We start from the raw sequence: 24256 nt of genomic DNA, 5'->3' as shown, positions 1-24256 counted from the left end.
ATATGAACAAAATATTTTTAACTTCTTTATTGGTTCTGATCAGCTATATGGAAACTATAGCACAGCAAACACCTCATTATACACAATATATGTATAATATGAATGTTATGAATCCTGCTTATGCAGGTTCAAAAGAGTCAATTTCTCTTGGAATGTTGTATAGAAAACAATGGGTTAATATTGAAGATGCTCCAACATCATTTACCTTTTCAGGCCATGGAAAAGCAGGTCGCAATGTAGGTTTAGGTCTTTCTTTTATTTCTGATAAAATTGGTCCAGTAGAAGAACAAAACGTTTACGGTGATTTCTCGTATACTTTAAACCTAAATGAAACACATAAACTTGCTTTTGGATTGAAAGCAGGTGCTACCTTTCATAGAGTAGGACTGAGAGATATTCAGTCTAGTTTGCCAGATCCGTCAGAAGGAGTGTTTGGGCAAGATATAAATGATGTTACTTTTAATTTTGGTTCTGGTGTGTTTTACTATTCTGACAAGTATTACTTAGGTTTTTCTATACCTAATATGATGGCTTCTGCTCATCTTGATTATAATGGTAGAGAGTATGGTTCAGACGTCTTACATTATTTCTTAACAGGAGGTTATGTTTTTGATTTAAATAGTAATCTTAAATTTAAACCTTTTTTTATGTTGAAATCGGCGTTTAATGTTTCTCCTTCTTTAGATCTTTCAGCAAATTTCTTATATAATGAAAAAATTGAAATAGGTGCTACATACAGGTTACAAGACAGTTTTGGAGCGATGATTAATTTTGCGGTTTCTCCTGAATTACGAATTGGATATGCTTACGATCATATAATATCTGATTTAAAAACAACCGCACCTTCTTCACATGAGTTTATTCTATTATATGATATATTCTCTGCTAAAAAGGTATCGCGTTCTCCTAGGTTTTTCTAATATTAAAAAATACTAATTAATGAAAAAAAATATCCTACTATTATTCTTTGTGCTAATTATGACTTTTGTCACTGCACAAAATAAAGATACAAAGACTGCAGATAAATTATTTGATAGATATGAATATGTAAAAGCTATTCAAGAATATCTTCATTTGACTGAAAAAGGAAATACAGATGTTTATGTCTGTAAAAAGTTAGGTGATTGTTATTATAACATATACAATACGATTGAGGCTGAAAAGTGGTACGCAAGAGCACTTCATTCAAAACTAGATGCTGAAACCTATTATAGTTATGCTCAGATTTTAAAGTCTAATTTAAAATACAGCGAGTCTAATCAGCAAATGAAAGTTTTTGCTTCCATGAAACCTTCAGACGAAAGAGCTGTAGCTTTTATGAAGAATCCGGATTATCTTCCAAAATTGATTGATATCGATAAGTTATTTGATATCGAAAAAATATCGATTAACTCAACAGATAAATCTGATTTTGGTGCTTTGTTACATGGTAATACTTTGTATTTTACCAGCTCTAGAAATGAGAAAAATGCATTTTATGGTTGGAAAAATGAGCCTTTTCTAGATATTTATCAGTCTAATTATAATGAGGATGGCTCATTTTTAGACCCAACTTTAGTAAGTGAGTTGAATACTAAATATCATGAAGGACCTGTTTCGATCTCTAGTGACGGAAATACGATTTATTTTTCTAGTGAAAGCTTTAAAGATAATTTATATGTTAAAGATAAAGTCAAAAAGTTGAAAATCGGGCAGGTTAATTTATACAAGGCTACTCATGTGGATGGGAAATGGACTAATGTTGAATCTTTACCTTTTAATAGTAAGGAATACTCAACTAGTAATCCTTCGCTTGGCAATGATGGTAAAACGCTATATTTCTCATCTAATATGCCAGGTTCAATTGGTGGTATAGATATTTGGAAAGTAGCTATTAATACAGATGGAAGTTATGGCTTGCCTGAAAATTTAGGCAATAAAATAAACACTGTTGGAGATGAAAGTTTTCCTTTTATTTCAGATGATAATATTTTATATTTTGCCTCGAATGGTTTAGTTGGTTTTGGAGGCTTGGATATTTTTTCAGTTGATTTAAATAAAAATAGTCAACCATTGAATGTCGGCAAGCCGGTTAATTCTGAGAAAGATGATTTTGCTTTTTCTTTCAATAAGGAAAAAAATATCGGTTTTTTATCAAGTAATCGTTCAGGGAATGACCATATATATAGCTCAAGTCCCGTAAAAACAGCTAAAATTTTAACGATAGTTACTAATTCAAAAACTAAAGGACTTTTGACTGATGTGAAAGTGATAATTTTGGATGAATATAATAATGTATTAGGAACAAAAATGACTGATGCATCAGGAGAAGCTTTATGCGATGTTGAAAATAATAAGGCGTATAAAATTGAAGCTTATAAAGATGGTTTTATATATAAAACAATTATAGTAGATAAAATTAAAAAAGCAAAATCTACCCTTCTAGTTAACCTTGAGCCAATAGATATTATCATAAAAGATAATGAAATTGTTTTAAATCCAATTTATTTCGAATTTGATAAAAATAATATTACACGTGAAGGTGCTGCTGAACTTGATAAATTGGTTTACGTTATGCAACATAGTAAAAATTTAGTTATCGCTGTTAAATCTCATACTGACTCAAGAGGGACTAATAAGTATAATGACAACCTATCTGAAAGAAGAGCAATCTCTACCGTACAGTATGTAATTTCCAAAGGAATATCTTCAGGCCGAATTTCGGGAAAAGGATTTGGAAAATCAGAATTAAAAATAAATTGTAAAGAATGTACAGAGGAAGAACACGCTATCAACAGACGTTCTGAATTTATGATCGTGAAAAAATAATCTAAATCAAAAAAGGCGAAATCAATTTAGAATTCGCCTTTTTTAATTATCCATGTATAGTTTCGGTTTTACCGTAATTCACGATAATAGAAGTCTCAAATTCAATCCATTCCTTCCAGCGTTTGTCCACATCAACATGGTCCGCATATTTTCGAGCAAAGCCTAAAAACGTGGTATAATGTCCCGCTTCGCTAATCATCAAATCCTTGTAGAATTTAGCCAATTCTGGGTCAGCAATATTCTCAGACAAAACCTTGAAGCGTTCGCAACTTCTCGCTTCTATCATAGCCGAAAACAACAATCGCTCGCACAAAGCATCATTGCGACTACCGTCTTTTTTCATGAACTTAAAAAGTTCGTTTACATAACTGTCTTTGCGTTCTCTTCCCAAAATCAGTCCTTTGCTTTTGATTAAGTTGTGTACCATTTGCAAATGCTCCAATTCTTCCCTAGCAATGACCATTAATTCGGTTACCAATTCTTCTTTTTCCGAATTTTGGGTAATCAAACTTATCGCATTCGAAGCCGCTTTTTGTTCGCACCAAGCGTGGTCTGTCAATATTTCTTCAATATTCGATTCTACTATATTTACCCATCTTGGGTCTGTGACCAATTTTAATCCTAACATCTCCAGTCGTTTTAGTTGCTGCAAAATTAGTGTTTTCTTTCTAATTAATAGTGTTTAGTCCTTCAATCCCCAGTTGGATATTTTGGGCGTGCCCCGCTGAAAAAACGCGGGTCGGGCAATTCGCTTCAATCTTTTTTGGGGCAGAAAAAGCCCCAAAAAAGGATTTCCGCTGCTGTCCCTCACGCAAAATCCTGCTCGAAAATCCATTTTGTCTTCCATTTTAAATTTGAAATCTCAAGTTAATATGTATTTCATAATAAGGGAATTTCATCAAAATACACTTATTTTGCAGGAATGGAAAAAGTCAACAAAACAGTTTTAATTATAGGGTCCGTTTGGCCAGAGCCCAATTCATCTGCCGCAGGATATAGAATGTTACAACTTATTTCTTGTTTTAAGGAAGAAGGGTATCATGTCGTTTTTTCAAGTCCAGCCATGGATAGTGATTTTATGGTTAATCTAGAAGATTTTGGAGTGGAGAAAAAGACCATCAAGCTCAATTGCTCCAGCTTTGACGCTTATGTCAAAGAATTAATTCCAACCATCGTTTTGTTTGACCGATTCATGATGGAAGAGCAATTTGGTTGGCGTGTTGTCGAAAGTTGCCCAGCAGCTTTACGATTGCTTGATACAGAAGATTTGCACTGTTTGAGATTGGCCAGACAAAAAGCTTTCAAAGAAAAAAGAATTTTTCAAATCGAAGATTTATTAGTCGAAGAAGTTTCCAAACGCGAAATTGCCAGTATCTTAAGATGTGATTTGTCATTAATGATTTCCAATTTCGAAATGGATATTCTCAAATCCGTTTTCAAAGTCGATGAAAAGTTGCTGTTTTACCTTCCGTTTTTATTAGATACTAATGCTGATTCAAATTTTATTCCTTTCCAACAAAGAAAAAACTATGTCTTCATTGGAAACTTTTTACACGAGCCCAATTGGAATGCAGTTCAATATCTCAAAGAAACAATTTGGCCCCTTATAAAGCAACAACAATCTGATGCCGAACTACATATTTACGGTGCTTATCCATCACAAAAAGTGCTACAGCTTCATAATCCCAAACAAGGATTTCATATTCAAGGGCGTGCTGCAAATGCTCAAAAGGTAATTTCTGAAGCTCGGGTTTTATTAGCTCCTTTGCGTTTTGGTGCTGGTTTAAAAGGAAAACTGGTCGAATCGATGCAATACGGAACTCCTACTGTAACAACAGCCATCGGTGCAGAAGCTATGCATGAGGATTTACCTTGGAATGGTTTTATAGAAAATGAAGAAGTCTTTTTTGCTCAAAAAGCGGTCGAATTGTATAATAATGAAAAACTTTGGATTCAGGCGCAACAACAGGGAGTTGAAATTATTTCCCAGTGTTATGACAAAAGTCTTTTTGAATCCCAATTCAAGACAAAGATTTCAAATTTATTGGCCAATTTGTCCCAACATCGAAAATCAAATTTTTACGGAAACCTTTTGCAACATCATAGTTTCAATAGTACAAAATATATGTCAAGGTGGATTGAAGAAAAAAATAAAAAGTAAGTTTTTTACTGCGGGCGGTTTCTGTTTTTACATTTCAATTTAAAACGTAGAAAATGAAAAAATTGTTGGTAGGGTTAACGCTATTCTTTATGGGCTCTTGTGCAAATGCACGAGAAGTAACTGTTGTCAAAGAAATGTATGGTGTGGAACTCGGAATTGTAAAAGCAGATGTCTTTTATGAATTCAAATTGGATAGAAAGTTGGCTTTACGTACGGAATTAGGTGTCGACTATACGACTTATAGTTATGATAGAGCTCCCGATACTAGTGTTTCTGGAAAATTAATCCCATTAAGTTTGGTGGTTGAACCTCGTTTTTATTATGGAATCGATAGAAGAAACCGTTTGGGTAGAAATATTGAGAATAACAGTTCCAACTACTTTTCGCTAAAAACTGATTTTTCTGCCAACCGAAATTCTATTTATAAAACGGATGACGGTATCTGAATAGTTAATACTATTTCTATGATTCCAAGCTTCGGAATAAGACGTGGTTTTGCTAAGAAGTTTAGTTATGAGTTTTCCGCTGGATTTGGTCTTGAATATAATATTTTTAGTAAATCGAATGGTTGTAATTGTGAGCATTTAAAAAATTATGCTGATATTCAAGCCAAAATTGGATATAATTTCTAAACGTTTGCTGCTTTGGTTTGTGAACGAAATCGCTCTAATTAGCCCCGATTGAAGCGACATCCTTGTGGGGGCAGCTCCCGAGCCTTCGGGATGCCCCCGCAAGATATAGCGTAAAGCGGGAACCCAACTTTCTGATGAAAACAAATCTTCTGCTCCTAATTTTGATCAAATTATAAAACACAAAACCCCGTTAAGTCTAGACCTAACGGGGGGTTTGTTTATTGTAATAACTCAGTGATTATGCAAGCATCGTTACTGGGTTTTCAATGTATTGTTTTAATGTTTGTAAGAACTGAGCTCCAGTTGCTCCATCGATTGTACGGTGGTCGCAAGCTAGTGAAAGCATCATTGTGTTTCCTACTACAATTTGTCCGTTTTTAACAACTGGTTTTTCAACTATTGCTCCAACAGAAAGGATTGCAGAGTTTGGTTGGTTGATAATTGAATTAAATTCAAGGATTCCAAACATACCTAAGTTAGAAACTGTAAATGTGCTTCCTTCCATTTCAGCAGGTCCTAGTTTTTTGTTTTTAGCTCTTCCAGCAAGATCTCTTACACTAGCACCGATTTGAGATAAACTCATAGCGTCAGTGAATTTCAATACAGGAACAACCAATCCGTCTTCGACAGCAACAGCAACACCAATACTTACGTGGTGATTGATTGTAATTGCGTCAGCAGACCATTGAGAGTTAATTTTAGGATGCTTTTTCAATGCCAATGCACAAGCTTTGATCACCATATCGTTGAAAGATACTTTTGTATCAGGAACGCTATTGATCGTTACTCTAGATTTCATTGCATCGTCCATAGTCACTTCAATTACTAAGTTGTAATGAGGTGCCGTGAACAATGATTCAGCCAAACGTTTCGCAATGATTTTACGCATTTGCGAGTTTTTAATTTCTTCTGTAACTACTTCGCCAGCAGGAACGAATAATTTTGGTGCAGCTGCAGCAGGAGCGTCAGATTTTGCAGCAGCAACAGGTGCAGCGGCAGCAGGAGTGAAGTTTTCGATATCGTTTTTTACGATACGTCCATTTTCACCTGATCCTTTAACTTGTGCTAAATTAACCCCTTTGTCACTTGCAATTTTCTTAGCAAGAGGAGAAGCAAAAATTCTTCCACCATCAGCAGTAGCTGTAGCAGCTGGCTCTAGAGCTTTTGTAGCCGTAGCAGCGGCAGCAGGTTTAGCTTCTTCAGTTGCAGCAGCAGGAGCAGATCCTCCAGCTGTGTAACCTTCAGCAATTCCTGAAACATCAGTTCCTGCAGGTCCGATAATAGCTAGTAAGCTATCAATAGGAGCAGAGTTTCCTTCTTCAATTCCAATATATAATAGAGTTCCTTCGTTGAAAGACTCAAATTCCATAGTTGCTTTGTCTGTTTCGATTTCAGCAAGGATATCGCCTTCGGCAATAACATCACCTACTTTTTTCAACCAAGTTGCAACAGTACCTTCTGTCATGGTATCGCTTAAACGAGGCATCGTTACTACAATAACACCTTCTGGCAATGCAGCAGGAGCAGCTTTAGCTTCTGTTGGTTTTGTTTCTTTAGCGGCAGCTTCCGGAGCAGCAGGAGCGTCACCTGCAATAAGTGCAGAAACATCTTCACCTTCATCACCGATAATCGCTAGTAATGAGTCAATAGGAGCAGTTTCTCCTTCTGGGATTCCAATATATAAAAGAGTTCCTTCGTTGAAAGACTCAAATTCCATTGTTGCTTTGTCAGTTTCAATTTCAGCAAGGATATCACCTTCACTTATTTTGTCACCTACTTTTTTAAGCCAAGTCGCTACCGTTCCTTCCGTCATAGTATCGCTCAAACGAGGCATTGTTACTTTAATTGCCATATTTTTTTATAATTTATGAGGTAAAAATGGATAATCTTCTTGTGCGTACACTACATCGTATAGTTGCTGAACCTCTGGGTAAGGAGAACTCTCTGCAAAGTCAACACATTCTTGAACTTTAACTTTTACTCTTTGTTCAATTGCAGCGATATCTTCTGGTGTAGCGTATTTTTTTTCCTTGATTACGTCTAAAATTTGTGTAATTGGATCTATTTTTTTGTATTCTTCTACTTCTTCTTTAGAACGATACAACTGAGCATCAGACATTGAGTGTCCTCTATAACGGTACGTTTTCATTTCTAAAAATGTTGGTCCATCACCACGACGTGCTCTTTCTATAGCTTCTGTCATTGCTTCAGCAACTTTTACTGGATTCATTCCGTCAACTGGTCCACAAGGCATTTCGTATCCTAAACCTAATTTCCAGATGTCAGTATGATTTGCGGATCTTTCAACTGAAGTTCCCATAGCGTATCCGTTGTTTTCAACGATGAAAACTACTGGTAGTTTCCATAACATAGCCATGTTAAAAGATTCATGAAGAGATCCTTGACGAGCAGCTCCATCTCCAAAATAGGTCATGGTTACTCCTCCTGTATTATTGTATTTGTCTCCAAAAGCCAGTCCGGCTCCTACAGGAATTTGTCCACCTACAATTCCGTGTCCACCATAAAAACGGTGTTCTTTTGAGAAAATGTGCATTGATCCTCCCATACCTTTGGAAGTACCTGTTACTTTTCCCATAAGTTCCGCCATTACTCTTCTTGGATCAACACCCATTCCAATTGGCTGTACGTGATTTCTATAAGCAGTAATCATTTTGTCTTTTGTCAGATCCATAGCATGTAATGCACCTGCTAATACTGCTTCTTGACCATTATACAAGTGTAGAAAACCTCTAACTTTCTGTTGAATGTATAATGCCGCAAGTTTGTCCTCAAACTTTCTCCAAAGTAGCATGTCTTCGTACCACTTCAAATAAACCTCTTTTGTAACTTCTTTCATCTAGATTATTCTTTTGCTAAAGTTTTTATTGTATTGTCAATTGTAATCTTGTCGCAAAATAGTATGATGGTACAAAATTGCGAATTGCAAAAATAGAACATTACAATTAAGAACTAAAATTTTAATGCTGATTTTTAGTATTATTACAACATGTTTTTGTTAAATAATAACGGGAGTAAGTTTTTTAAGGAGTCTGATTTGTAAATGTCGCCCATTTCTCCAGTAAAATAGATTTCAATATTTGTATTTTGTCTTATTTCGTACTCTGCGATCGATTGTCTACATGCTCCACAAGGAGGGATGGGAGTTTTTGTAGTGTTTTGCTCAGATGCGGCAGAAATAACGATAGATTTAATTTTTGCACTTGGATATATTGATCCCGCTTGAAATATAGCGACTCTTTCGGCACAAAGACCTGAAGGGTATGCTGCATTTTCTTGGTTGGAACCTACAACAATTTCTCCATTGTCTAATAATACTGCAGCCCCAACTTTAAATTTAGAATAAGGTGCGTATGCTTTTCTCCTTATTTCTATTGCTTTTTCTAATAGTTTTTGAGTTTCTTCTGATAATTCATTTGAATTACTATAGACTGTAAATTGACTAGTAATCGTTATTTTATTCATTTTTTTAATTTTTATAAAAAAATCCAAATTTCAAAGAGATGAAATTTGGATTTTATATAGAGTATTGTATTAAACCTTAATATCTTTCGTATTTGTCACCGAAGTTAAGTGTAAGTGAAAAACGCAAGGTGTTTTCTAATGGGTTTTTTACTTTTGATGCTGAAAATAAGTAAGATACGTCAATTTTTACAGTTGTGTATTTAAATCCTGCTCCAAGAGAGAAGTATTTTCTTGCTCCTTTTAGAGCACTTTCATTAAAGTAGCCTAAACGCATTGCGAAGGAATCTTGATATAAATATTCAGCACCTAAAGCATAGGTTACTTCCTTTAATTCTTCACTTATTCCGTCTGGAGCATCTCCTAATGATTTGAAAATTCCAGAGGTCCAACCTATAGAGCGATAGTCATTTTTAGCAATTGTGGTGTCATCACTATCAACTATGTTATCACCATTTAAATCAACCCCAAATTGTGGTGTAGGTACTAATAGCTTGTTGAACTCTACGTTAACAGCAATTTTATTATAGTCATCAAATATAAAGTCGAAACCAGTTCCTACTTTTAGATTTGCGGGTAGAAAATTAGAACTTATGTCATCATTGTCATAACTGATTTTTGGTCCTAAATTTTGGATGTTGAATCCAGCTCTCCATCTACCATTGAAATCAGTATAAGCTATTTCCTCAGATTCGTAGAAACCTGCAACGTCAATTGCAAATGAATTCGCAGCTGATGCATCATTATTACTGTCAGCTACTTTGAGTGAAGACCGAATATATCTTCCAGCAACTGCCATGGAGAATGTTTCACTTAACTTTAATGAGTACGATCCGTCTATTGCTAGTTCGTTTGGGGAAACTTTATTTGTAATTTCATTAGGTTCTCCAGTTTGGCGTAATTCAATTTCACCAAAACTAAAATAACGAAGGCTAGTCGCAAAAGCAGAACGCTCATTGATTTTGTTGTAATACGTTAGTTGTCCAAGGGCAATGTCATTTGCAAGGTCGGTAAGATAAGGAGTGTAACTAAGTGAAACTCCTTGTTTGTCTGTTGCAAATGCATATTTAGCTGGATTCCATTGTTGTGAAAATGCATCTGTTGATGTAGCTACTCCTATATCAGCCATACCTGCCGCTCTTGCATCAGCCGAAACTAATAAAAAAGGTACACCAGTAGTGATTACTCTATTTTCTTGAGCTTTTCCGAATGAAAATACTAGTAAACAGCTGGTAACAAGAATTATTTTTTTCATTTTTTAGTGTAAAATTTATTTGACAAATATAGTATTTTATTAAAGGATAACAAGTTTTTCGATTTTTTCAGCTTTTTTATTAGTTAAATTCGATTTAACAGTTAGTTTATAAACATAGACACCTTTTCCAATTTTATTCCCAAAATCATCCCTACCGTCCCATGTGATTTCTTTTGATAAAAAGCCATTGGTTGTTATAACTTGGTTTTTAGTCCAAACTACTTTTCCTGTAACGGTGAATATTTGCACTTGAACATCTAAAGGTTCAAATGGTCTATTGTGTGTAAACCAAAATTCGGTATAATTTACAAACGGATTTGGGTAGTTCAATACATTGGTCAGAGTTATGGTTTCGTCCCCTACAACAACAAATTGCACTTCAATTGTTGAAGGGTTGTTGTAAACGTCCCAGGCTTTGAATGTTATTGTATGTAATCCTGATGCGATATTTCGCAATGGAAAACGTACTGTTCCTTTAGTGTAATCATCTAAATTTGTTTGATAATAATCATTTAAAATATAAGGATTACTCACGTCTCCATCTAATACAGCAGTGATGTCGTGTCCAATGCCACTTGCCGTATTTATTCCATTTTCATCTTCTAGAAGCGCTAGGATAAATGGTGATGAATTTGTTATGCCACCTGAAACAAAAGTTTCGTCATTCATAAATAACTTAACAATTGGATTAATATTGTCTTCGGGAGCATTTTCATTTACACCTCCAATTTTGATACTAGTATCTAGGCCTGATTTATCCTCAAGTGCTTGGCTTTTTTTTGCGTAAAAACTAATTTTACCATTATCTAATGGAATTCTAATATCTCTAGGTACAACAAAACTAAACTCAAATTGTCCATTTATTACAGAAGCATTACCTCTAAAAATAGTCTCACCTAAGGTGTTGAAGTTGATTGGAGGGCTATTACCGTCGTTATTAAGTGTTTTTCTTATTATGGTTTTGTCAAATATTTTGGTAAAAACTTCACCATTGTAATTTGTTATAGCATTATTATTTTCATCTGTTATTTCTCCAGTTAATTTTATTTTGGCCAAGGATTTTAGATTGTCTATTGCTTGAGTAATTGGAACATCATTTACTTTGGTAAGTCGGATTTTAGGTTTTGGAACTGCAAGCATTAAAGCGGGATCTCCGATATAGAAAACAACGTTTGAGGAAGAACTTGGACTGCTGTTTTTTGCTAGCCTTAAAGCTTCTGCAATACTTGTGTATTCGTTAGAATCATACGCTAAAAGGTATTTAGATATAGTGTCATTAAAATTTTCAGCCGAAGTCTGTGATATAGCACGAATTGTGGTAAGCATTGAAATAGCTCCTCCTTTTGGGTTCCAATAAGTGAACTCTCCTGCTGTTTGCTTATAAGGGTTGTCAAATCTTGAAAAATCACAAGTGATCGTTATGAATAAGGGATATCTATATTGATTGCTTAGATTTTCTCCATCTGATTTCTCCCAAATTCTTTCTCCTGAAAGTCCGTCTTCTCCACCATGTCCTAGGTAATTAAAAATAAGAGCTCCTTTCTCGAAGGCATTAAAGATGTCAGTTCTTGCTTTGGGGTATCTATTTCCTCCAGCTGAAGTTTCTTGAGTGTAGGCATCTAAGAATATTTTTTCAATATTTATAAATGGTTTTTTTAAAGAGATTTCATCTGCTAGTTTGTTTTGTCTGAATTGTAAGGTTGCGTCTGATGATTTGTCAGAGTCATCACTTATTAAAGCATAATTATTTCTCCAGCTTCCGTATGATTTTTCGTCATGATATTCTAAAATTTTGTTGACCATTTCGTCAGCTTTTTTAGTATCAGAAACAACCATTCGACCAACGGCTATATCAATTCCTCCGAATGAATTAGTAATGTTACCTTCAGCATTGTCCATATATCCATAAAAGTCGTCAGAAGCAAAAGATGATTCGCCAATAGTATTGCCTATTAAAGCGTGGTAAATAGGAACAATATTAGTGTTGTTGGGTATTGTGTTTTTATAATCGAATGATGCATCACCAAATAAGTTAATGTATTTTATTCTTTTGTCATTCGACGAGCTGTTTTGATAGATATATTTAATGCAATTTCGAATAGCTGCGATATCTTGTTTTCCGGATGAAAATTCTTGGTAAATAGATTCTAACGTAATTACCTTGGTGTTTAAATTAGAGTAAGAACGGTGGAAGCTAGCTAGTTTTTCAGCTTGGTTTATTAAGAAGTTTGGAGTAATAATTACATAATCAATATCTTGGAATTGTCCCTGGTTGTTTTTGAAAATTGTTCCTTTGATATTTTGATTGACAACCTTTGGGTTGTTGTCTTTTAAAGGTGTCAAAAAATCGGCAACATCAACGGCTATGTATTTTCTTAATTCGCCTAAGTTCGTTTTAAAAGAAAATGTTTCTTGGTTTGTATTTTGATATTTAGTTATATTGTATATATCGGTAAGGTCCCAAACTTCAGAGATTGACTTTGCATTTGAGATACTGTAGGTTGCAATTCCGAGGTTAGAAGCTGATCCGTTGAATTGAAAATGAAATTGACTTCCGTAACCTTTCAGGTTTCTTTTACCAATTAGCTGTATGTAATCTAAATATCCTTTTGATCCAGCAACTCCATTGTTGTTATACGTAAGTTTGATTTTGATGATTTCGGACCCGTTAAAGGTAGAGTTGAAGGTGCTATAAGTGTATTTAGTGTCTTCGTTATTTACATATAATTGGGACAGATTAAGTGTTCCGATGTTAGAGTCATTTGCGGTTATTTTGAATGATGTAGGTGTGAATGCAGCTGCTGCGGCCACAACTTTAATAGTCGTAGCGGTCGAGTTGTCAATGTTAGGGATGTTAAAGCTGAAATCTTGGATGTTTTTTATTTCGAATGATTCGCCAAACCATTGTCGCCCTAGATTAGCAATATTGTATAAGTCAAGTTCGTGAAATTGTGTATAGTCAAAAGTATTTATAGTCATCGTGGTACTACCTGTAGGTTGGAGTTTTTCAGGAATTCTTTTGCCGTCTTCAGCTTGTATGTTTATGTAGTAATAGGACTTCTTGTCATAAATATTTATTGAAGTCTGACTTTCATTGTTCCAAGTATCTGTGCCTTCACCATAAAAAAGGATATAATCTTCATTGTCGAATTTCCCATCATTTTCACCAATTACTTGGATCGCATTTTCTGTTAAATCATTAGGGTAAAGTGTAGAGTTAGCCAAGGGTAGCATTTTTCCGCCATTTCCGTAAAGTTTAATTTTTTTAGGATTAACATTATTTAGGTTGATGCCAAGTTGTTCTAGGAAACTTTTGGGTATCTTATATACCCCTGATTTTTCAATATAAAATCGGTACCAATCTCCAGTTGCCAGTACAGAATTTGTAATCGACTTGGTGTTTGAGCTTTTATTAGTAAGATTTTTTTCTGTTGAAAAAATATTTTTTGGATTAATGAGATAGGTGAATGAGATGATTTTTTTGAAACCAAATTCATCTTTGATTATTGGTGATATGGATAAAAAGGACTGAGGAATATCTCTAGATAATGTTGTTGTTAATGATGAGGATGGGTTGTTCGGGATGTTCTTGAGTAGGATATCTCCTAACTGGCTTAGGCTAATATTTTCGTAAACAATATTCGTTATTGTGAAATTATTTTCATCAAATGCAGTGTTTTCGGGTAGTTTTACCGTCAGGAGGATCATTTTCTTAGAATTATCATATTGAAAAATATTTCCGGAAAATTGAGGAATATTAATTTTGGATTGACCGTAATTCATTTCAGTTTTATCAAGCCAGTTAATGGTTACGTCCCCTTTAGTTTGTGCCGTTGACAAAAAAGTGATAAAAACTGTAAATAAAAAAAGTATTTTTCTCATTTTTTATTAAATTGAGATTGAATTTAAGTAATAATAATGGGTAAAAATAAATCATTTAATATGAAAATAAATAATAAATAGTATATTTTTGCGTTTGAAAAGCGTGAATCATTGTTGATAATGTTTTCAGAATAATTTTTTTGTAATGGTGTTGTAGGTTAATCGTTAATTATTATATTGCATCACTTTAAATTATTACCTTTAAAAGAGTATGAAAGTAAACAAAAATATAATCTTACAATTTATTTTGTCAATGGCAATTATTGTTGTAAGTTTTTCTAGTTGTAGTAAAAAATCTAGTTCTAGTAGTTCTTCAAGAGCAACTGGATGGGATGTAAGCGGGAAAAGAGTAGCGAGTAAAAAAGCTCAAATTGCAGGGCCAGGTTTGGTATTTGTGGAAGGAGGAACTTTTACAATGGGTAAAGTTCAGGATGACGTAATGCATGATTGGAATAATACTCCTACTCAACAGCATGTTCAGTCGTTTTATATGGACGAAACAGAGGTGACTAATTTTATGTATCTAGAATATTTAGATTGGATGAAAAATGTGTTCCCTCCCACAGAAGAAAATTACAAACATATTTATACAGGAGCGTCTCCTGATACTTTAGTTTGGAGAAATCGATTGGGTTATAATGAAACAATGACTAACAACTATTTAAGACACCCTGCTTATGCTGGTTATCCAGTTGTAGGAGTGAATTGGATTCAAGCTGTTGAATTTAGTAAATGGAGAACTAACCGCGTAAATGAGGCTATCTTAGAGAAAAATGGTTTTTTAAAGAAGAATGCTAAAACTGACGAAGTTGATGCTGAGAGTATATTTGATACGGAAACTTATATAAATTCTCCAACTTCAGCTTACGGAGGTAAAAACGATGATGTAGTTCTTAAAAGACCTCAAGGGAGACAAGCAAAAGGTGCGGAGCAAAAAAATGTTTATGCTCAGCGTAGTTCGGGTATTGTGTTGCCTGAATATCGTTTGCCAACCGAGGCAGAATGGGAGTATGCAGCAGCCGCAGATGTTGGGCAAAGAGAATATAATATTTATAAGGGTCAAAAGAAGTATCCTTGGTCTGGAAGTTATACTCGTTCAGGAAAGAGACAGTCTAAAGGAGATCAGCTGGCTAACTTTAAGCAAGGTAACGGTGATTATGGTGGTATAGCAGGTTGGTCAGATGATGGAGCTGATATTACTAATGAAGTAAAAAAATACCCAGCAAACGATTTTGGATTGTATGACATGGCTGGAAATGTTGCTGAGTGGGTTGCAGATGTTTATAGACCTATAGTAGATAATGAGGCCAATGACTTTAATTATTTCAGGGGTAACATGTATACCAAGAATAAAATAGGGAAAGATGGTAAAGTTGATATCGTTACTAAAGAAAACATCAAATACGATACGCTAAGTAACGGTAAGATTATTTCGAGAAATTTCCCAGGTCAAATTGTTCAGGTTCCTGTTGATGAACAAGAAACTTATTTGAGACAGAACTTTGACAAAAGTAATAATATCAATTATAGAGATGGAGACAAGCAATCTTCTATATATTATAATTTTGGCTCGTCAGAATCCAATACTGTAAAAGGTAAGGATGATAGAAGTATGTATAATTCACCAAGACATAATGTTACCACTGACAGTTTAGGAAGTATGGTAAGAAGATATGATAAGTCAAGTAAAAGAACCACACTTATAAATGATGAAGTAAGAGTTTATAAAGGTGGATCTTGGAGAGATAGAGCGTATTGGTTGGATCCAGCTCAAAGAAGATATTTTCCACAAGATATGGCTACAGATTACATTGGTTTTAGATGTGCAATGTCTAAAGTAGGGCCTAAGTCTGAAAAAAGAAAGTCGCCAAGAAATTAGTTTAAAGTAATATATTAAAATAAAAGCCCTTTGATTAGGGCTTTTATTTTTTAAAATCCATTTGAAATGAATATTAGTGCTATTCACAGTTTGTTTTTAAAATGTAAATCGGTTTCAATTGATACGCGTAAAATAGAAGAAGGTTCTATGTTCGTGGCGATTAAGGGAGAGCGATTTGATGCTAATACTTTTGCCAAAGAAGCTTTGAAGAAAGGTGCTTCTTATGTGATTATTGATGATAATTCTTGTTTTATTGATAATAGAACTATTTTGGTTGAAGATAGTTTAGTGGCTTTGCAAAAACTAGCTCAGTTTCATCGTGAATACCTTAATCTACCTATTGTTGCTCTTACAGGGAGTAATGGTAAAACAACCACCAAAGAATTAATTCAAGTAGTACTAGCGCAAAAGTTTAATACAAAAGCAACGATAGGGAATTTGAATAATCATATTGGGGTTCCTTTGACTTTGTTGTCTTTTACTAAAGATACAGAAATAGGGATAGTAGAAATGGGTGCTAATCATCAAAAAGAAATTGAATTTCTTTGTGAGTTAGCAACTCCTAATTATGGCTATATTACCAATTTTGGAAAAGCACATCTAGAAGGCTTTGGAGGTGTTGAAGGAGTGATAAAAGGGAAAAGCGAAATGTATCAATATCTTAATAAAGCTGATGGGCTTGCTTTTGTAAACCTAGAAGATTCTATTCAAGTAGAGAAAAGTAAGGATTTGAAATCTTTTTCTTTTAGTATTCAAAAAACCAGCGCTGATGTTAATATATCTTCTGTCAAAGCTAATCCTTTTGTTGAAGTAGCTTTTAATGCTGTGGAAATCAAATCGCACATGATTGGGTTGTATAATGCTAATAATATAAACGCAGCGCTTACAATAGGAAAGTATTTTAAAGTTGACGATTTGGCTATAAAAGAAGCTTTAGAGGGTTATGTGTCTGAGAATAATCGTTCTCAAATGCTTACCAAAGGTAATAATCAAATCATTTTGGATGCTTACAATGCGAATCCAAGTAGTATGGCGGTTGCGATTGTTAACTTTGTTCAACTCGAAAATGTAAATAAAGTAATGGTGTTGGGTGATATGTTTGAGCTTGGTGACGAAAGTTTAGAAGAGCATAAAGCTATTGTTGAGTCAACTGTTATTACTGACGATGTGAGATGTTTTTTTGTTGGTGAAGCTTTCTTTAAAAATAAGATTGTGAAGTCTAATTTTGAGTTCTATCAAAACTTTGAAAGTTTTGCAGAATCATTTAAAATTTTAAAATTTCAAAATAGTATGATGCTAATTAAAGGGTCTAGGGGTATGGCTTTGGAGCGAACGCTGGAACTTTTGTAGATTTCTTTATGTAGTAATAACAATTTGCCATTTCATTTATTTGAGATGGCTTTTTTTTGTACAATTTAGTCCAAAAAAAAACTCCAACATTTCTGTTGAAGTTTTGTGGGCGATGAGGGGTTCGAACCCCCGACCCCCTCGGTGTAAACGAGGTGCTCTGAACCAGCTGAGCTAATCGCCCTATTTTACTAGGTTGCTATCGTTTTGTGATTGCGAGTGCAAATATAAGACTCTTTTTTGAATGTGCAACTATAAAATGAAAAAATATTTAAATTATTTCTGCAACCACAAAAGTACTACCGCCAATATAGATGAAATCATCAGGCTTTGCAGCTGTTTTGGCGGCTTGGTAAGCTTCTGTAATTGAGTTATATGAGTGTCCGTTTAATCCTGTTTCGGTTGCTTTTTGATGTAGGGTTTCAACTGCTAAGCCTCGTAGATTATTGGGTTTCGAAAAATAATATTTTGCGTTTTTTGGAAGCAATGGAAGTATTGCCTCTAGGTTTTTGTCGTTAACTACTCCAAAAACAATGTGAAGGCTGTTAAAATTCTCTTTCTGAATTTGGTTGAAAACTATCGAAAGTCCTTCTTTATTATGTGCGGTGTCGCAAATCGTTTTTGGATTGCTGCCTATTTGTTGCCATCTGCCTAATAAACCTGTGTTTTGAACGACCTTCGACAATCCAGCGATACAATTCTCCTTATTAGCAGTTAATCCTCCTAAATCGTTCAAAACGGCAATAGTTTGTAGAGCTGTTTTCTTATTGTGTATTTGATAGTCTCCTAACAAATCGGAAGGATAGGTTTCTAAAATGGTTTCCGATGCAAAATAGATTGGTGCATTGCAATCTGCTGCTTTTTTAACGAAGACTGGTTTTGTTTCTACAGTGTATTCTCCAATGATCACGGGAATATTAGACTTGATAATCCCTGCTTTTTCGGCAGCAACTAGTTCTAGCGTGTTGCCCAAAAATTGCGTGTGATCCAAACCTATGTTTGTTATTACTGAAACCAACGGAGTAATGATGTTTGTAGCGTCCAATCGTCCGCCCATGCCGACTTCTATTATGGCGAAATCAACTTTTTCTGTGGCAAAATATTCAAAGGCAAGTCCAACGCTCATTTCGAAAAAGCTGATGTCATGGCTCTCAAAAAAAGGTTTGTTTTTGGCGATGAATTCGCAAACAAAATCTTCGCTTATTTCCCCCGAAGCGTCGGGGGCAATGATTTTGATGCGTTCTCTATAGTCTTTCAGGTGTGGTGAAGTATAAAGTCCCACTTTATATCCTGCTTCTTGCAAAATAGATGCCAACATGTGCGATGTCGAGCCTTTGCCGTTGGTACCTGCAACGTGTATGCATTTCAGTTTTTGGTGTGGATTTCCCAAATGCGCAATGAGTTCCAAAGTGTTTTTCAAATCTTCCTTATAGGCTGTTGCGCCTTGTGTTTGGTACATGGGCAACTGGTTGAACATCCATTCGGTGGTTTCTTGGTAATTCATTGATTGTGATTTTGAATCCAAAAGTACAATTTCTTTTGGTGGTGCTCAAATCGAATTTTAGGAAACTGATGTGAATATTTTGGGCGTGCCCCTTCGTAAAAACTGCGGGTCAGGCTTTTCGTTCCCGCTTTTTTTTATTTGGAGAAAAACCAAATAAAAAAAGAGCTCCACTGCAAACGAAGTTCACTGAACTCCTATGAAAAATAAATGTAAAGTGAAGTAATCCTTCACGCAAACTAGCATGACGATTCAGATTGTAATACTAATCGTGAATATAATTTTGTCCAAGAGTTTTTTGGTTCTGGTTTTTGACAATCTAATCTGTCTAGTTTGTGAAGCTGAAGGCGTTTCCTGTTTGCTGAGCAACTTTGCTGAGACGCGTTCAGCGTGACCAATTGTTGCGTACTACTTGTTTGCTTTTAAATTTACCGTTTTGAAATAATTACTTTTTACCATTAAGGAATTAAGGAAATTTAGGCTTATTGGTTCTTAATCTCTAAATGGTTATAGAAAAATGTTTATACATAGGTAAATTCAAAGGTAAAATAGCATGAAGAAAGAAATCGTATCACGTGCAGAGTTTGCGTGAGAGATAGTCCCGAAGCGTCGGGAGAAAAGCCCGCAGACAAGTGCAGCGATAGCGGAACTTGTTGAGGAGAGTAATGGATAGCTCGACAGCAATACAAAAGCTAAGCGGTTGCTAGATTGGCCTTTTGTATTGCTGGCACGCCCTAATTATTGAAATAGGTTATTGTCCTAATTTGAAATTGACGGTGATGAACCCAATTTGGGTTTCGGGAGCATTGCTGTCGGGTTGCCATCTATATTTTCGGGCAGTTTCCAAGGCAGGTTCTACCAAACACGGGTTGGTGTTGGTGGTTCCTTTGGTGTATTTGGCAGCGATAACATTTCCGTTTCTGTTTACAGTGATTTGCACTACAACAGTTCCTGATTCATTACACTTTTGAACCACTGATCCTCTAGAGCTTATGTTTCTACCGTTAAGTCCCCAGCCGCTTCCGCCGCCAGCGCCAGTACCTGAACCGTAATACGAATTGGCATAAGGGTCGCCATTGATGCTTCCTTTGTCGCCCGCTTGGCTGTCGTTTCCTTCGCCTCCTTTGGCCTTACCGTCCGATTTTGGTCCATTGATAAGACTAGATAAAGCATCAGTTGTACTTTTGGAAGGTTTCGGACTTTCTTTCGGTTTTGGTTTTTGCTCGGCTTCAGTAACTTGTTTTGTAGGTTGTACTTTCTTGGCGGTTTTCATCACAGGAGCATCTTCGACCTCTTGCGAAAGTACGTCTTCAACCTTGGATGCAGCAGGTTGTGCAGCTGTAGGCTTTGGAGCCGACTGAATCGCTTCTGTAGGTTGAATTTTTCCGTTTCCAAATTCGGTGGTACCAAAATTGATGGCAATTCCGTTTTCGGGTGGCGGGTCAAGTGACTTTAAACCTAAATAAAAGAACAAAATAAGTAGTATCGCAAAAATAACAGTTGTGATACCAAATGATTTTTTCTCTTCGTCTGTTTCTAAATATTTCATTTATTGTGAATCTTGTTTTGGAAAAACGGCTGCCTTTATTTTGGTCTCACCGCTAAAACAACTTTAATTTGATTTCGATTGGCAATGTCCAAAACGTTGACCGCTTTTTCGATTGGTACACCTTCTTCAGCTCTTAGTATAATAGCTTTTTCTTTATCAGCTGTAAAAAGTCCAAGGAGCCTTGTTTCTAATTCAGCCTCTGGTACAGCCTCTTTGTCAATAAAAAATTCTAATTTTTTGTTGATACTTACAGAGATATTTTTGTTGCTATCGGTTTTTCCTTTGGCTTTTGGTAAAACTAAATCCAAAGCATTAGTCGTAACCATGGTCGATGTAAGCATGAAGAATATCAACAACAAGAACACAATGTCGGTCATGGATGACATGTTGAATTCGGCACTTACTTTATTTCTTCCTCTAATATTCATAATTAAGCGGGGTCATTTAATAAGTCTAAGAAATCTACTGCATTGGCTTCCATTTGGTGTACAATTTTATCGGTTTTGACAACTAAGTGGTTGTAACCAATATAAGCGATAAGTCCAACAACAAGTCCAACTACGGTCGTTGTCATAGCGGTATAAATTCCTTCTGAAAGGGCGCCAACTTCGATTTGTCCTCCAGCAGAAGCCATTTTGTGAAACGCCTGAATCATTCCGACAACTGTTCCTAAGAAACCTGTCATAGGACCTGCTCCAGATATAGTGGCTAGGATGCTTATGTTTTTTTCTAGTTTGTAAATTTCTAGTTTACCAGCGTTTTCGATTGCTGTATTGATGTCGTCAAGAGGTTTTCCGATTCTTGAAATTCCTTTTTCGATTAATCGAGCCACCGGGGATTTTGAGTGAGCGCAAGTCATTTTTGCGTTGTCGATACGTCCGTTACGGATATTGTCTCTAATTTGACTCATAAAACTACTGTCCATTTTGGATGCTTCGCCTATAGCCATCAATCTTTCGAAATAAAGATAAAGGGCTACAAATAACATTAGAAAAAGGGCAGTCATAATGATTTGACCAGCCAATCCGCCGCTAGTTAACAACTCAATTATAGATAAGGTTTTTTCAACTGGAACCGCATCGGCTAAATTTTCATTTGCAACAGATAAAGTGTCTGCTTGTAACAATAAACTCATATACTTTTTTCTTTTTTATTGAAACGCTAAGATATTATAAAAATTGTAAGTTATAGGTTAAAATACCAAAACAAATACCTCATGGATTTTTATAATTTGCTATTCGAATTTCTTATTTATTAAAGGGATTAATTTTTAAAATCTGTTTTTACTTTACATAAACTATGCCAGAACTATGGTCTTTTGATGCCCCCGTAACACTACTCAAAACATTGACTTCATTACGTAGTTTTAAAACGCCCAATAATGCAAAAATCAAAGCTTCTTTGTATTCCAATATTTCACTTTCTGGAATAATGATTTGCATTTTGGGTAAGTGATTTTGAATTCTTTCGACTAAAAAAGCATTGTAAGCGCCGCCTCCAGTTACGAATAGCGTTCCTTTTTTTGTTGGCAATGCCAAAGAAGTTTGGATAGCGACATGTTCAATAAATGTAGCTAATTTGTTTTTTATGGAGATGTCATAAGTTTCCATAATCGGTAAAACGATTTCTTTGACAAATTCGAAACCTAATGATTTAGGATGTTTTAGTTTGTAAAAACCAAGGGCATTAAGTTCTTCTAAAAGATCTGAATTTACTTCTCCCGTTCTTGCAATTGCTCCTTTGTCGTCATAATCTAATCCTAGTTTGTTTGCATAAAAATTCAAAATAGTATTGACAGGCGAAATGTCAAACGCAATTCGCTTGCCATTTTCGGCGAAGGAGACATTCGAAAAACCACCTAAATTCATGCAGTAGTCATAACTCGCAAATAGAATTCCGTCTCCAATAGGAACTAAAGGGGCGCCTTGTCCGCCTAACTCTACATCTTGTACTCTGAAATCGCAGACAACGGTTTGGTTTAAAAGTTTGGCAATTTCGGGTAAATTTCCAATTTGCAAAGTAAAACCATCTTGTGGTTGGTGCAAAATAGTATGTCCGTGAGAACAAACGGCATCTAGATTTTCAATCGTATGTTTCTTGATGAAATCATTGATTATGGAAGACAATAATAAAGTATAGTCTTTATTGAGTTCCTGCAATTGGTCGTGTGAAAAAGTGACCGCGTTTTTTAGCATCGAAAGCCAGGAACCATTATAGCTAATGGTTTCGCTATTCAAAATCTCAAAATGCCACTGATTATTTTTGATGGTAAACTGTATTTCGGCTAAGTCAACTCCGTCAAGTGAAGTTCCAGACATGATACCTAATACATGATAAGTGTCGTTGTTTGTCATAAGATTTGTTTTCGAAAAAAATTATTATGCACGCATAGTTGTTTTAGTCAAATAAATACGCTAATTTTCTGAAAGGTAAAATTAAGAATTCTAAATCAGATACTTTAATTTTATTTTAAAGTACTATTTAATCGAAAAACCAATAGAATACATGGATTTTAATTTATCAGAAGAGCAGTTAATGATTCAGCAAGCTGCTAGGGATTTTGCACAAACCGAATTGTTGCCCGGAGTAATCGAAAGGGACGAATTTTCTATATTCCCCACCGAGCAAGTCAAGAAATTGGCAGAACTGGGATTTTTGGGAATGGTCGTTTCTCCAGAATACGGCGGCGCGGGTTTGGATAATCTATCTTATGTTTTGGCTTTGGTCGAATTGGCAAAAGTAGATGCTTCTGCGGCTGTGATTATGTCAGTGAATAATTCTTTGGTTTGTGCCGGAATGGAGAAATACTGTAATGAGGAACAAAAACAAAAATATTTGGTGCCACTGGCTAAAGGAGAAGTATTAGGTGCCTTCTGCTTGTCAGAACCCGAAGCGGGATCGGATGCGACTTCGCAAAAAACAACTGCTATTGATAAAGGTGATTATTATTTATTGAACGGAACCAAAAACTGGATAACAAATGGTTCAACGGCTTCTACCTATATAGTAATGGCGCAAACAGATGTTGAAAAAGGACATAAAGGAATCAATGCTTTTATTGTCGAAAAAGGTTGGGCTGGTTTTGATATTGGTCCCAAAGAAAAAAAAATGGGAATTAGAGGGTCTGATACGCATTCATTACTATTCAATGATGTAAAAGTGCCCAAAGAAAATAGAATTGGAGCCGATGGTTTCGGATTTCAATTTGCTATGGAAGTGTTGAACGGAGGACGAATCGGAATTTCGGCACAAGCTCTTGGAATCGCAACTGGCGCTTATGAATTAGCATTGAAATATTCGCAAGAGCGAAAAGCTTTTGGTAAAGAGATTTTTAAACACCAAGCCATAGCTTTCAAATTGACTGATATGGCGACTCAAATTATGGCTGCCAAAATGTTGTGCTACAAAGCAGCAACCGAAAAAGATGCAGGGCAAGACATTACACAATCGGGTGCAATGGCCAAATTATATGCTTCTCAAACAGCGATGGATGTGACCATTGAGGCTGTTCAAGTACACGGAGGAAACGGTTATGTGTCCGAGTATCATGTGGAACGTATGATGCGTGATGCCAAAATCACTCAGATTTACGAAGGGACCTCGGAGATTCAAAAAATTGTGATTTCGAGAACATTGATTTCTTAGGATAGAATGCTTAAATTTATAGAAAAATCCATCTTTGCAGCCGTAAAGGGGGATTTTTTGGTTTGTTAAATGTTCAATTCTATTTTTTTTACAATTTATAAAAACTATGGTTTGAAT

Annotated in this window: 19 protein-coding genes and 1 tRNA gene; 8 read left to right on the top strand and 12 right to left on the bottom strand. The window is 35.3% G+C overall.

Annotated elements, in window-relative coordinates; genetic code table 11:
* Window positions 1-2 precede the first annotated feature (2 nt).
* Both ABZP37_RS01475 and ABZP37_RS01470 read left to right on the top strand, forming a co-directional pair.
* Complete coding sequence (locus ABZP37_RS01475) at window positions 3-920, top strand: type IX secretion system membrane protein PorP/SprF (RefSeq protein ID WP_366185021.1); 918 nt, start codon at window positions 3-5, stop codon at window positions 918-920.
* A 19-nt stretch (window positions 921-939) separates the two neighbouring features.
* Complete coding sequence (locus tag ABZP37_RS01470; RefSeq protein WP_366185020.1) at window positions 940-2808, top strand: OmpA family protein; 1869 nt, start codon at window positions 940-942, stop codon at window positions 2806-2808.
* 46 nt (window positions 2809-2854) lie between these two features.
* Here ABZP37_RS01470 and ABZP37_RS01465 read toward each other — a convergent pair whose 3' ends face one another.
* On the bottom strand, window positions 2855-3436 hold the full coding sequence (locus tag ABZP37_RS01465; RefSeq protein WP_366185018.1) for a tRNA-(ms[2]io[6]A)-hydroxylase: 582 nt from the start codon (window positions 3434-3436) through the stop codon (window positions 2855-2857).
* Between the two features lie 294 nt (window positions 3437-3730).
* On the opposite strand from ABZP37_RS01465, the gene ABZP37_RS01460 reads away from it, so the two are divergent.
* From ABZP37_RS01460 to ABZP37_RS01450, 3 genes are read left to right on the top strand one after another with little or no spacing between them, the layout of a single operon-like run.
* Window positions 3731-4969 (top strand): glycosyltransferase, encoded by a 1239-nt coding sequence (locus ABZP37_RS01460; RefSeq protein WP_366185016.1) that lies wholly within the window; start codon window positions 3731-3733, stop codon window positions 4967-4969.
* A gap of 53 nt (window positions 4970-5022) precedes the next feature.
* On the top strand, window positions 5023-5415 hold the full coding sequence (locus tag ABZP37_RS01455; protein WP_366185015.1) for a hypothetical protein: 393 nt from the start codon (window positions 5023-5025) through the stop codon (window positions 5413-5415).
* An 18-nt stretch (window positions 5416-5433) separates the two neighbouring features.
* Window positions 5434-5601 carry a hypothetical protein gene (locus ABZP37_RS01450; protein ID WP_366185014.1) on the top strand — a complete coding sequence of 56 codons (168 nt, stop codon included), beginning with the start codon at window positions 5434-5436 and terminating at the stop codon, window positions 5599-5601.
* 238 nt (window positions 5602-5839) lie between these two features.
* Here the strand turns inward: ABZP37_RS01450 and ABZP37_RS01445 are convergent, their stop codons facing one another.
* The 5 genes from ABZP37_RS01445 to porU all read right to left on the bottom strand — a co-directional run bounded on the left by ABZP37_RS01445 (window position 5840) and on the right by porU (window position 14218).
* Window positions 5840-7453, bottom strand: coding sequence for a 2-oxo acid dehydrogenase subunit E2 (locus ABZP37_RS01445; protein WP_366185013.1), 1614 nt, complete (start codon window positions 7451-7453; stop codon window positions 5840-5842).
* Between the two features lie 6 nt (window positions 7454-7459).
* A complete protein-coding gene (pdhA, locus tag ABZP37_RS01440; RefSeq protein ID WP_366185011.1) occupies window positions 7460-8458 on the bottom strand; it encodes a pyruvate dehydrogenase (acetyl-transferring) E1 component subunit alpha in 999 nt (332 codons plus the stop codon).
* A gap of 143 nt (window positions 8459-8601) precedes the next feature.
* The gene (cdd, locus tag ABZP37_RS01435) at window positions 8602-9084 is read right to left on the bottom strand and encodes a cytidine deaminase (protein ID WP_366185009.1); all 483 of its coding nucleotides are present in this window, start codon (window positions 9082-9084) and stop codon (window positions 8602-8604) included.
* Between the two features lie 76 nt (window positions 9085-9160).
* Complete coding sequence (gene porV, locus ABZP37_RS01430; protein ID WP_366185007.1) at window positions 9161-10336, bottom strand: type IX secretion system outer membrane channel protein PorV; 1176 nt, start codon at window positions 10334-10336, stop codon at window positions 9161-9163.
* A 39-nt stretch (window positions 10337-10375) separates the two neighbouring features.
* Window positions 10376-14218 carry a type IX secretion system sortase PorU gene (gene porU / locus ABZP37_RS01425; protein ID WP_366185005.1) on the bottom strand — a complete coding sequence of 1281 codons (3843 nt, stop codon included), beginning with the start codon at window positions 14216-14218 and terminating at the stop codon, window positions 10376-10378.
* A 211-nt stretch (window positions 14219-14429) separates the two neighbouring features.
* Between porU and gldJ the strand changes: the two genes are divergently transcribed.
* The gene (gene gldJ / locus ABZP37_RS01420) at window positions 14430-16097 is read left to right on the top strand and encodes a gliding motility lipoprotein GldJ (RefSeq protein WP_366185003.1); all 1668 of its coding nucleotides are present in this window, start codon (window positions 14430-14432) and stop codon (window positions 16095-16097) included.
* Window positions 16098-16163: 66 nt separating this feature from the next.
* A complete protein-coding gene (gene murF, locus ABZP37_RS01415) occupies window positions 16164-17447 on the top strand; it encodes a UDP-N-acetylmuramoyl-tripeptide--D-alanyl-D-alanine ligase (RefSeq protein ID WP_366185002.1) in 1284 nt (427 codons plus the stop codon).
* Between the two features lie 106 nt (window positions 17448-17553).
* Here murF and ABZP37_RS01410 read toward each other — a convergent pair.
* From ABZP37_RS01410 to ABZP37_RS01385, 6 genes are all read right to left on the bottom strand, one after another.
* Window positions 17554-17628 (bottom strand) — tRNA-Val (locus ABZP37_RS01410).
* Window positions 17629-17715: 87 nt separating this feature from the next.
* Window positions 17716-18948, bottom strand: coding sequence for a folylpolyglutamate synthase/dihydrofolate synthase family protein (locus ABZP37_RS01405; RefSeq protein WP_366185000.1), 1233 nt, complete (start codon window positions 18946-18948; stop codon window positions 17716-17718).
* Window positions 18949-19696: 748 nt separating this feature from the next.
* On the bottom strand, window positions 19697-20494 hold the full coding sequence (locus tag ABZP37_RS01400; RefSeq protein WP_366184998.1) for a TonB family protein: 798 nt from the start codon (window positions 20492-20494) through the stop codon (window positions 19697-19699).
* A gap of 35 nt (window positions 20495-20529) precedes the next feature.
* Window positions 20530-20922, bottom strand: coding sequence for a biopolymer transporter ExbD (locus tag ABZP37_RS01395; protein WP_366184996.1), 393 nt, complete (start codon window positions 20920-20922; stop codon window positions 20530-20532).
* Window positions 20923-20924: 2 nt separating this feature from the next.
* Complete coding sequence (locus ABZP37_RS01390; protein WP_366184994.1) at window positions 20925-21629, bottom strand: MotA/TolQ/ExbB proton channel family protein; 705 nt, start codon at window positions 21627-21629, stop codon at window positions 20925-20927.
* Window positions 21630-21777: 148 nt separating this feature from the next.
* On the bottom strand, window positions 21778-22848 hold the full coding sequence (locus ABZP37_RS01385) for an anhydro-N-acetylmuramic acid kinase (protein WP_366184992.1): 1071 nt from the start codon (window positions 22846-22848) through the stop codon (window positions 21778-21780).
* Between the two features lie 151 nt (window positions 22849-22999).
* Between ABZP37_RS01385 and ABZP37_RS01380 the strand changes: the two genes are divergently transcribed.
* Window positions 23000-24139: an acyl-CoA dehydrogenase family protein gene (locus ABZP37_RS01380; RefSeq protein ID WP_366184990.1), complete on the top strand. Its 1140-nt coding sequence runs from the start codon at window positions 23000-23002 to the stop codon at window positions 24137-24139.
* Window positions 24140-24256 lie beyond the last annotated feature (117 nt).

Origin of the sequence: Flavobacterium ovatum, assembly GCF_040703125.1 — a bacterium.
In the GTDB taxonomy this organism is placed as follows: Bacteria; Bacteroidota; Bacteroidia; order Flavobacteriales; family Flavobacteriaceae; genus Flavobacterium; species Flavobacterium ovatum.
This window is presented reverse-complemented; position numbering and strand designations above follow the sequence as displayed.

Excerpts from the sequence above, each read along its gene's own strand:
- ABZP37_RS01445 (WP_366185013.1), bottom strand. The coding sequence starts at position 7,453 with ATGGCAATTAAAGTAACAATGCCTCGTTTGAGCGATACTATGACGGAA.
- porU (WP_366185005.1), bottom strand. The coding sequence starts at position 14,218 with ATGAGAAAAATACTTTTTTTATTTACAGTTTTTATCACTTTTTTGTCA.
- cdd (WP_366185009.1), bottom strand. The coding sequence starts at position 9,084 with ATGAATAAAATAACGATTACTAGTCAATTTACAGTCTATAGTAATTCA.
- ABZP37_RS01465 (WP_366185018.1), bottom strand. The coding sequence starts at position 3,436 with ATGTTAGGATTAAAATTGGTCACAGACCCAAGATGGGTAAATATAGTA.
- ABZP37_RS01475 (WP_366185021.1), top strand. The coding sequence starts at position 3 with ATGAACAAAATATTTTTAACTTCTTTATTGGTTCTGATCAGCTATATG.
- ABZP37_RS01470 (WP_366185020.1), top strand. The coding sequence starts at position 940 with ATGAAAAAAAATATCCTACTATTATTCTTTGTGCTAATTATGACTTTT.
- ABZP37_RS01455 (WP_366185015.1), top strand. The coding sequence starts at position 5,023 with ATGAAAAAATTGTTGGTAGGGTTAACGCTATTCTTTATGGGCTCTTGT.
- murF (WP_366185002.1), top strand. The coding sequence starts at position 16,164 with ATGAATATTAGTGCTATTCACAGTTTGTTTTTAAAATGTAAATCGGTT.
- ABZP37_RS01450 (WP_366185014.1), top strand. The coding sequence starts at position 5,434 with ATGATTCCAAGCTTCGGAATAAGACGTGGTTTTGCTAAGAAGTTTAGT.
- ABZP37_RS01390 (WP_366184994.1), bottom strand. The coding sequence starts at position 21,629 with ATGAGTTTATTGTTACAAGCAGACACTTTATCTGTTGCAAATGAAAAT.
- porV (WP_366185007.1), bottom strand. The coding sequence starts at position 10,336 with ATGAAAAAAATAATTCTTGTTACCAGCTGTTTACTAGTATTTTCATTC.
- ABZP37_RS01400 (WP_366184998.1), bottom strand. The coding sequence starts at position 20,494 with ATGAAATATTTAGAAACAGACGAAGAGAAAAAATCATTTGGTATCACA.
- pdhA (WP_366185011.1), bottom strand. The coding sequence starts at position 8,458 with ATGAAAGAAGTTACAAAAGAGGTTTATTTGAAGTGGTACGAAGACATG.
- ABZP37_RS01385 (WP_366184992.1), bottom strand. The coding sequence starts at position 22,848 with ATGACAAACAACGACACTTATCATGTATTAGGTATCATGTCTGGAACT.
- ABZP37_RS01380 (WP_366184990.1), top strand. The coding sequence starts at position 23,000 with ATGGATTTTAATTTATCAGAAGAGCAGTTAATGATTCAGCAAGCTGCT.
- ABZP37_RS01395 (WP_366184996.1), bottom strand. The coding sequence starts at position 20,922 with ATGAATATTAGAGGAAGAAATAAAGTAAGTGCCGAATTCAACATGTCA.
- gldJ (WP_366185003.1), top strand. The coding sequence starts at position 14,430 with ATGAAAGTAAACAAAAATATAATCTTACAATTTATTTTGTCAATGGCA.
- ABZP37_RS01405 (WP_366185000.1), bottom strand. The coding sequence starts at position 18,948 with ATGAATTACCAAGAAACCACCGAATGGATGTTCAACCAGTTGCCCATG.
- ABZP37_RS01460 (WP_366185016.1), top strand. The coding sequence starts at position 3,731 with ATGGAAAAAGTCAACAAAACAGTTTTAATTATAGGGTCCGTTTGGCCA.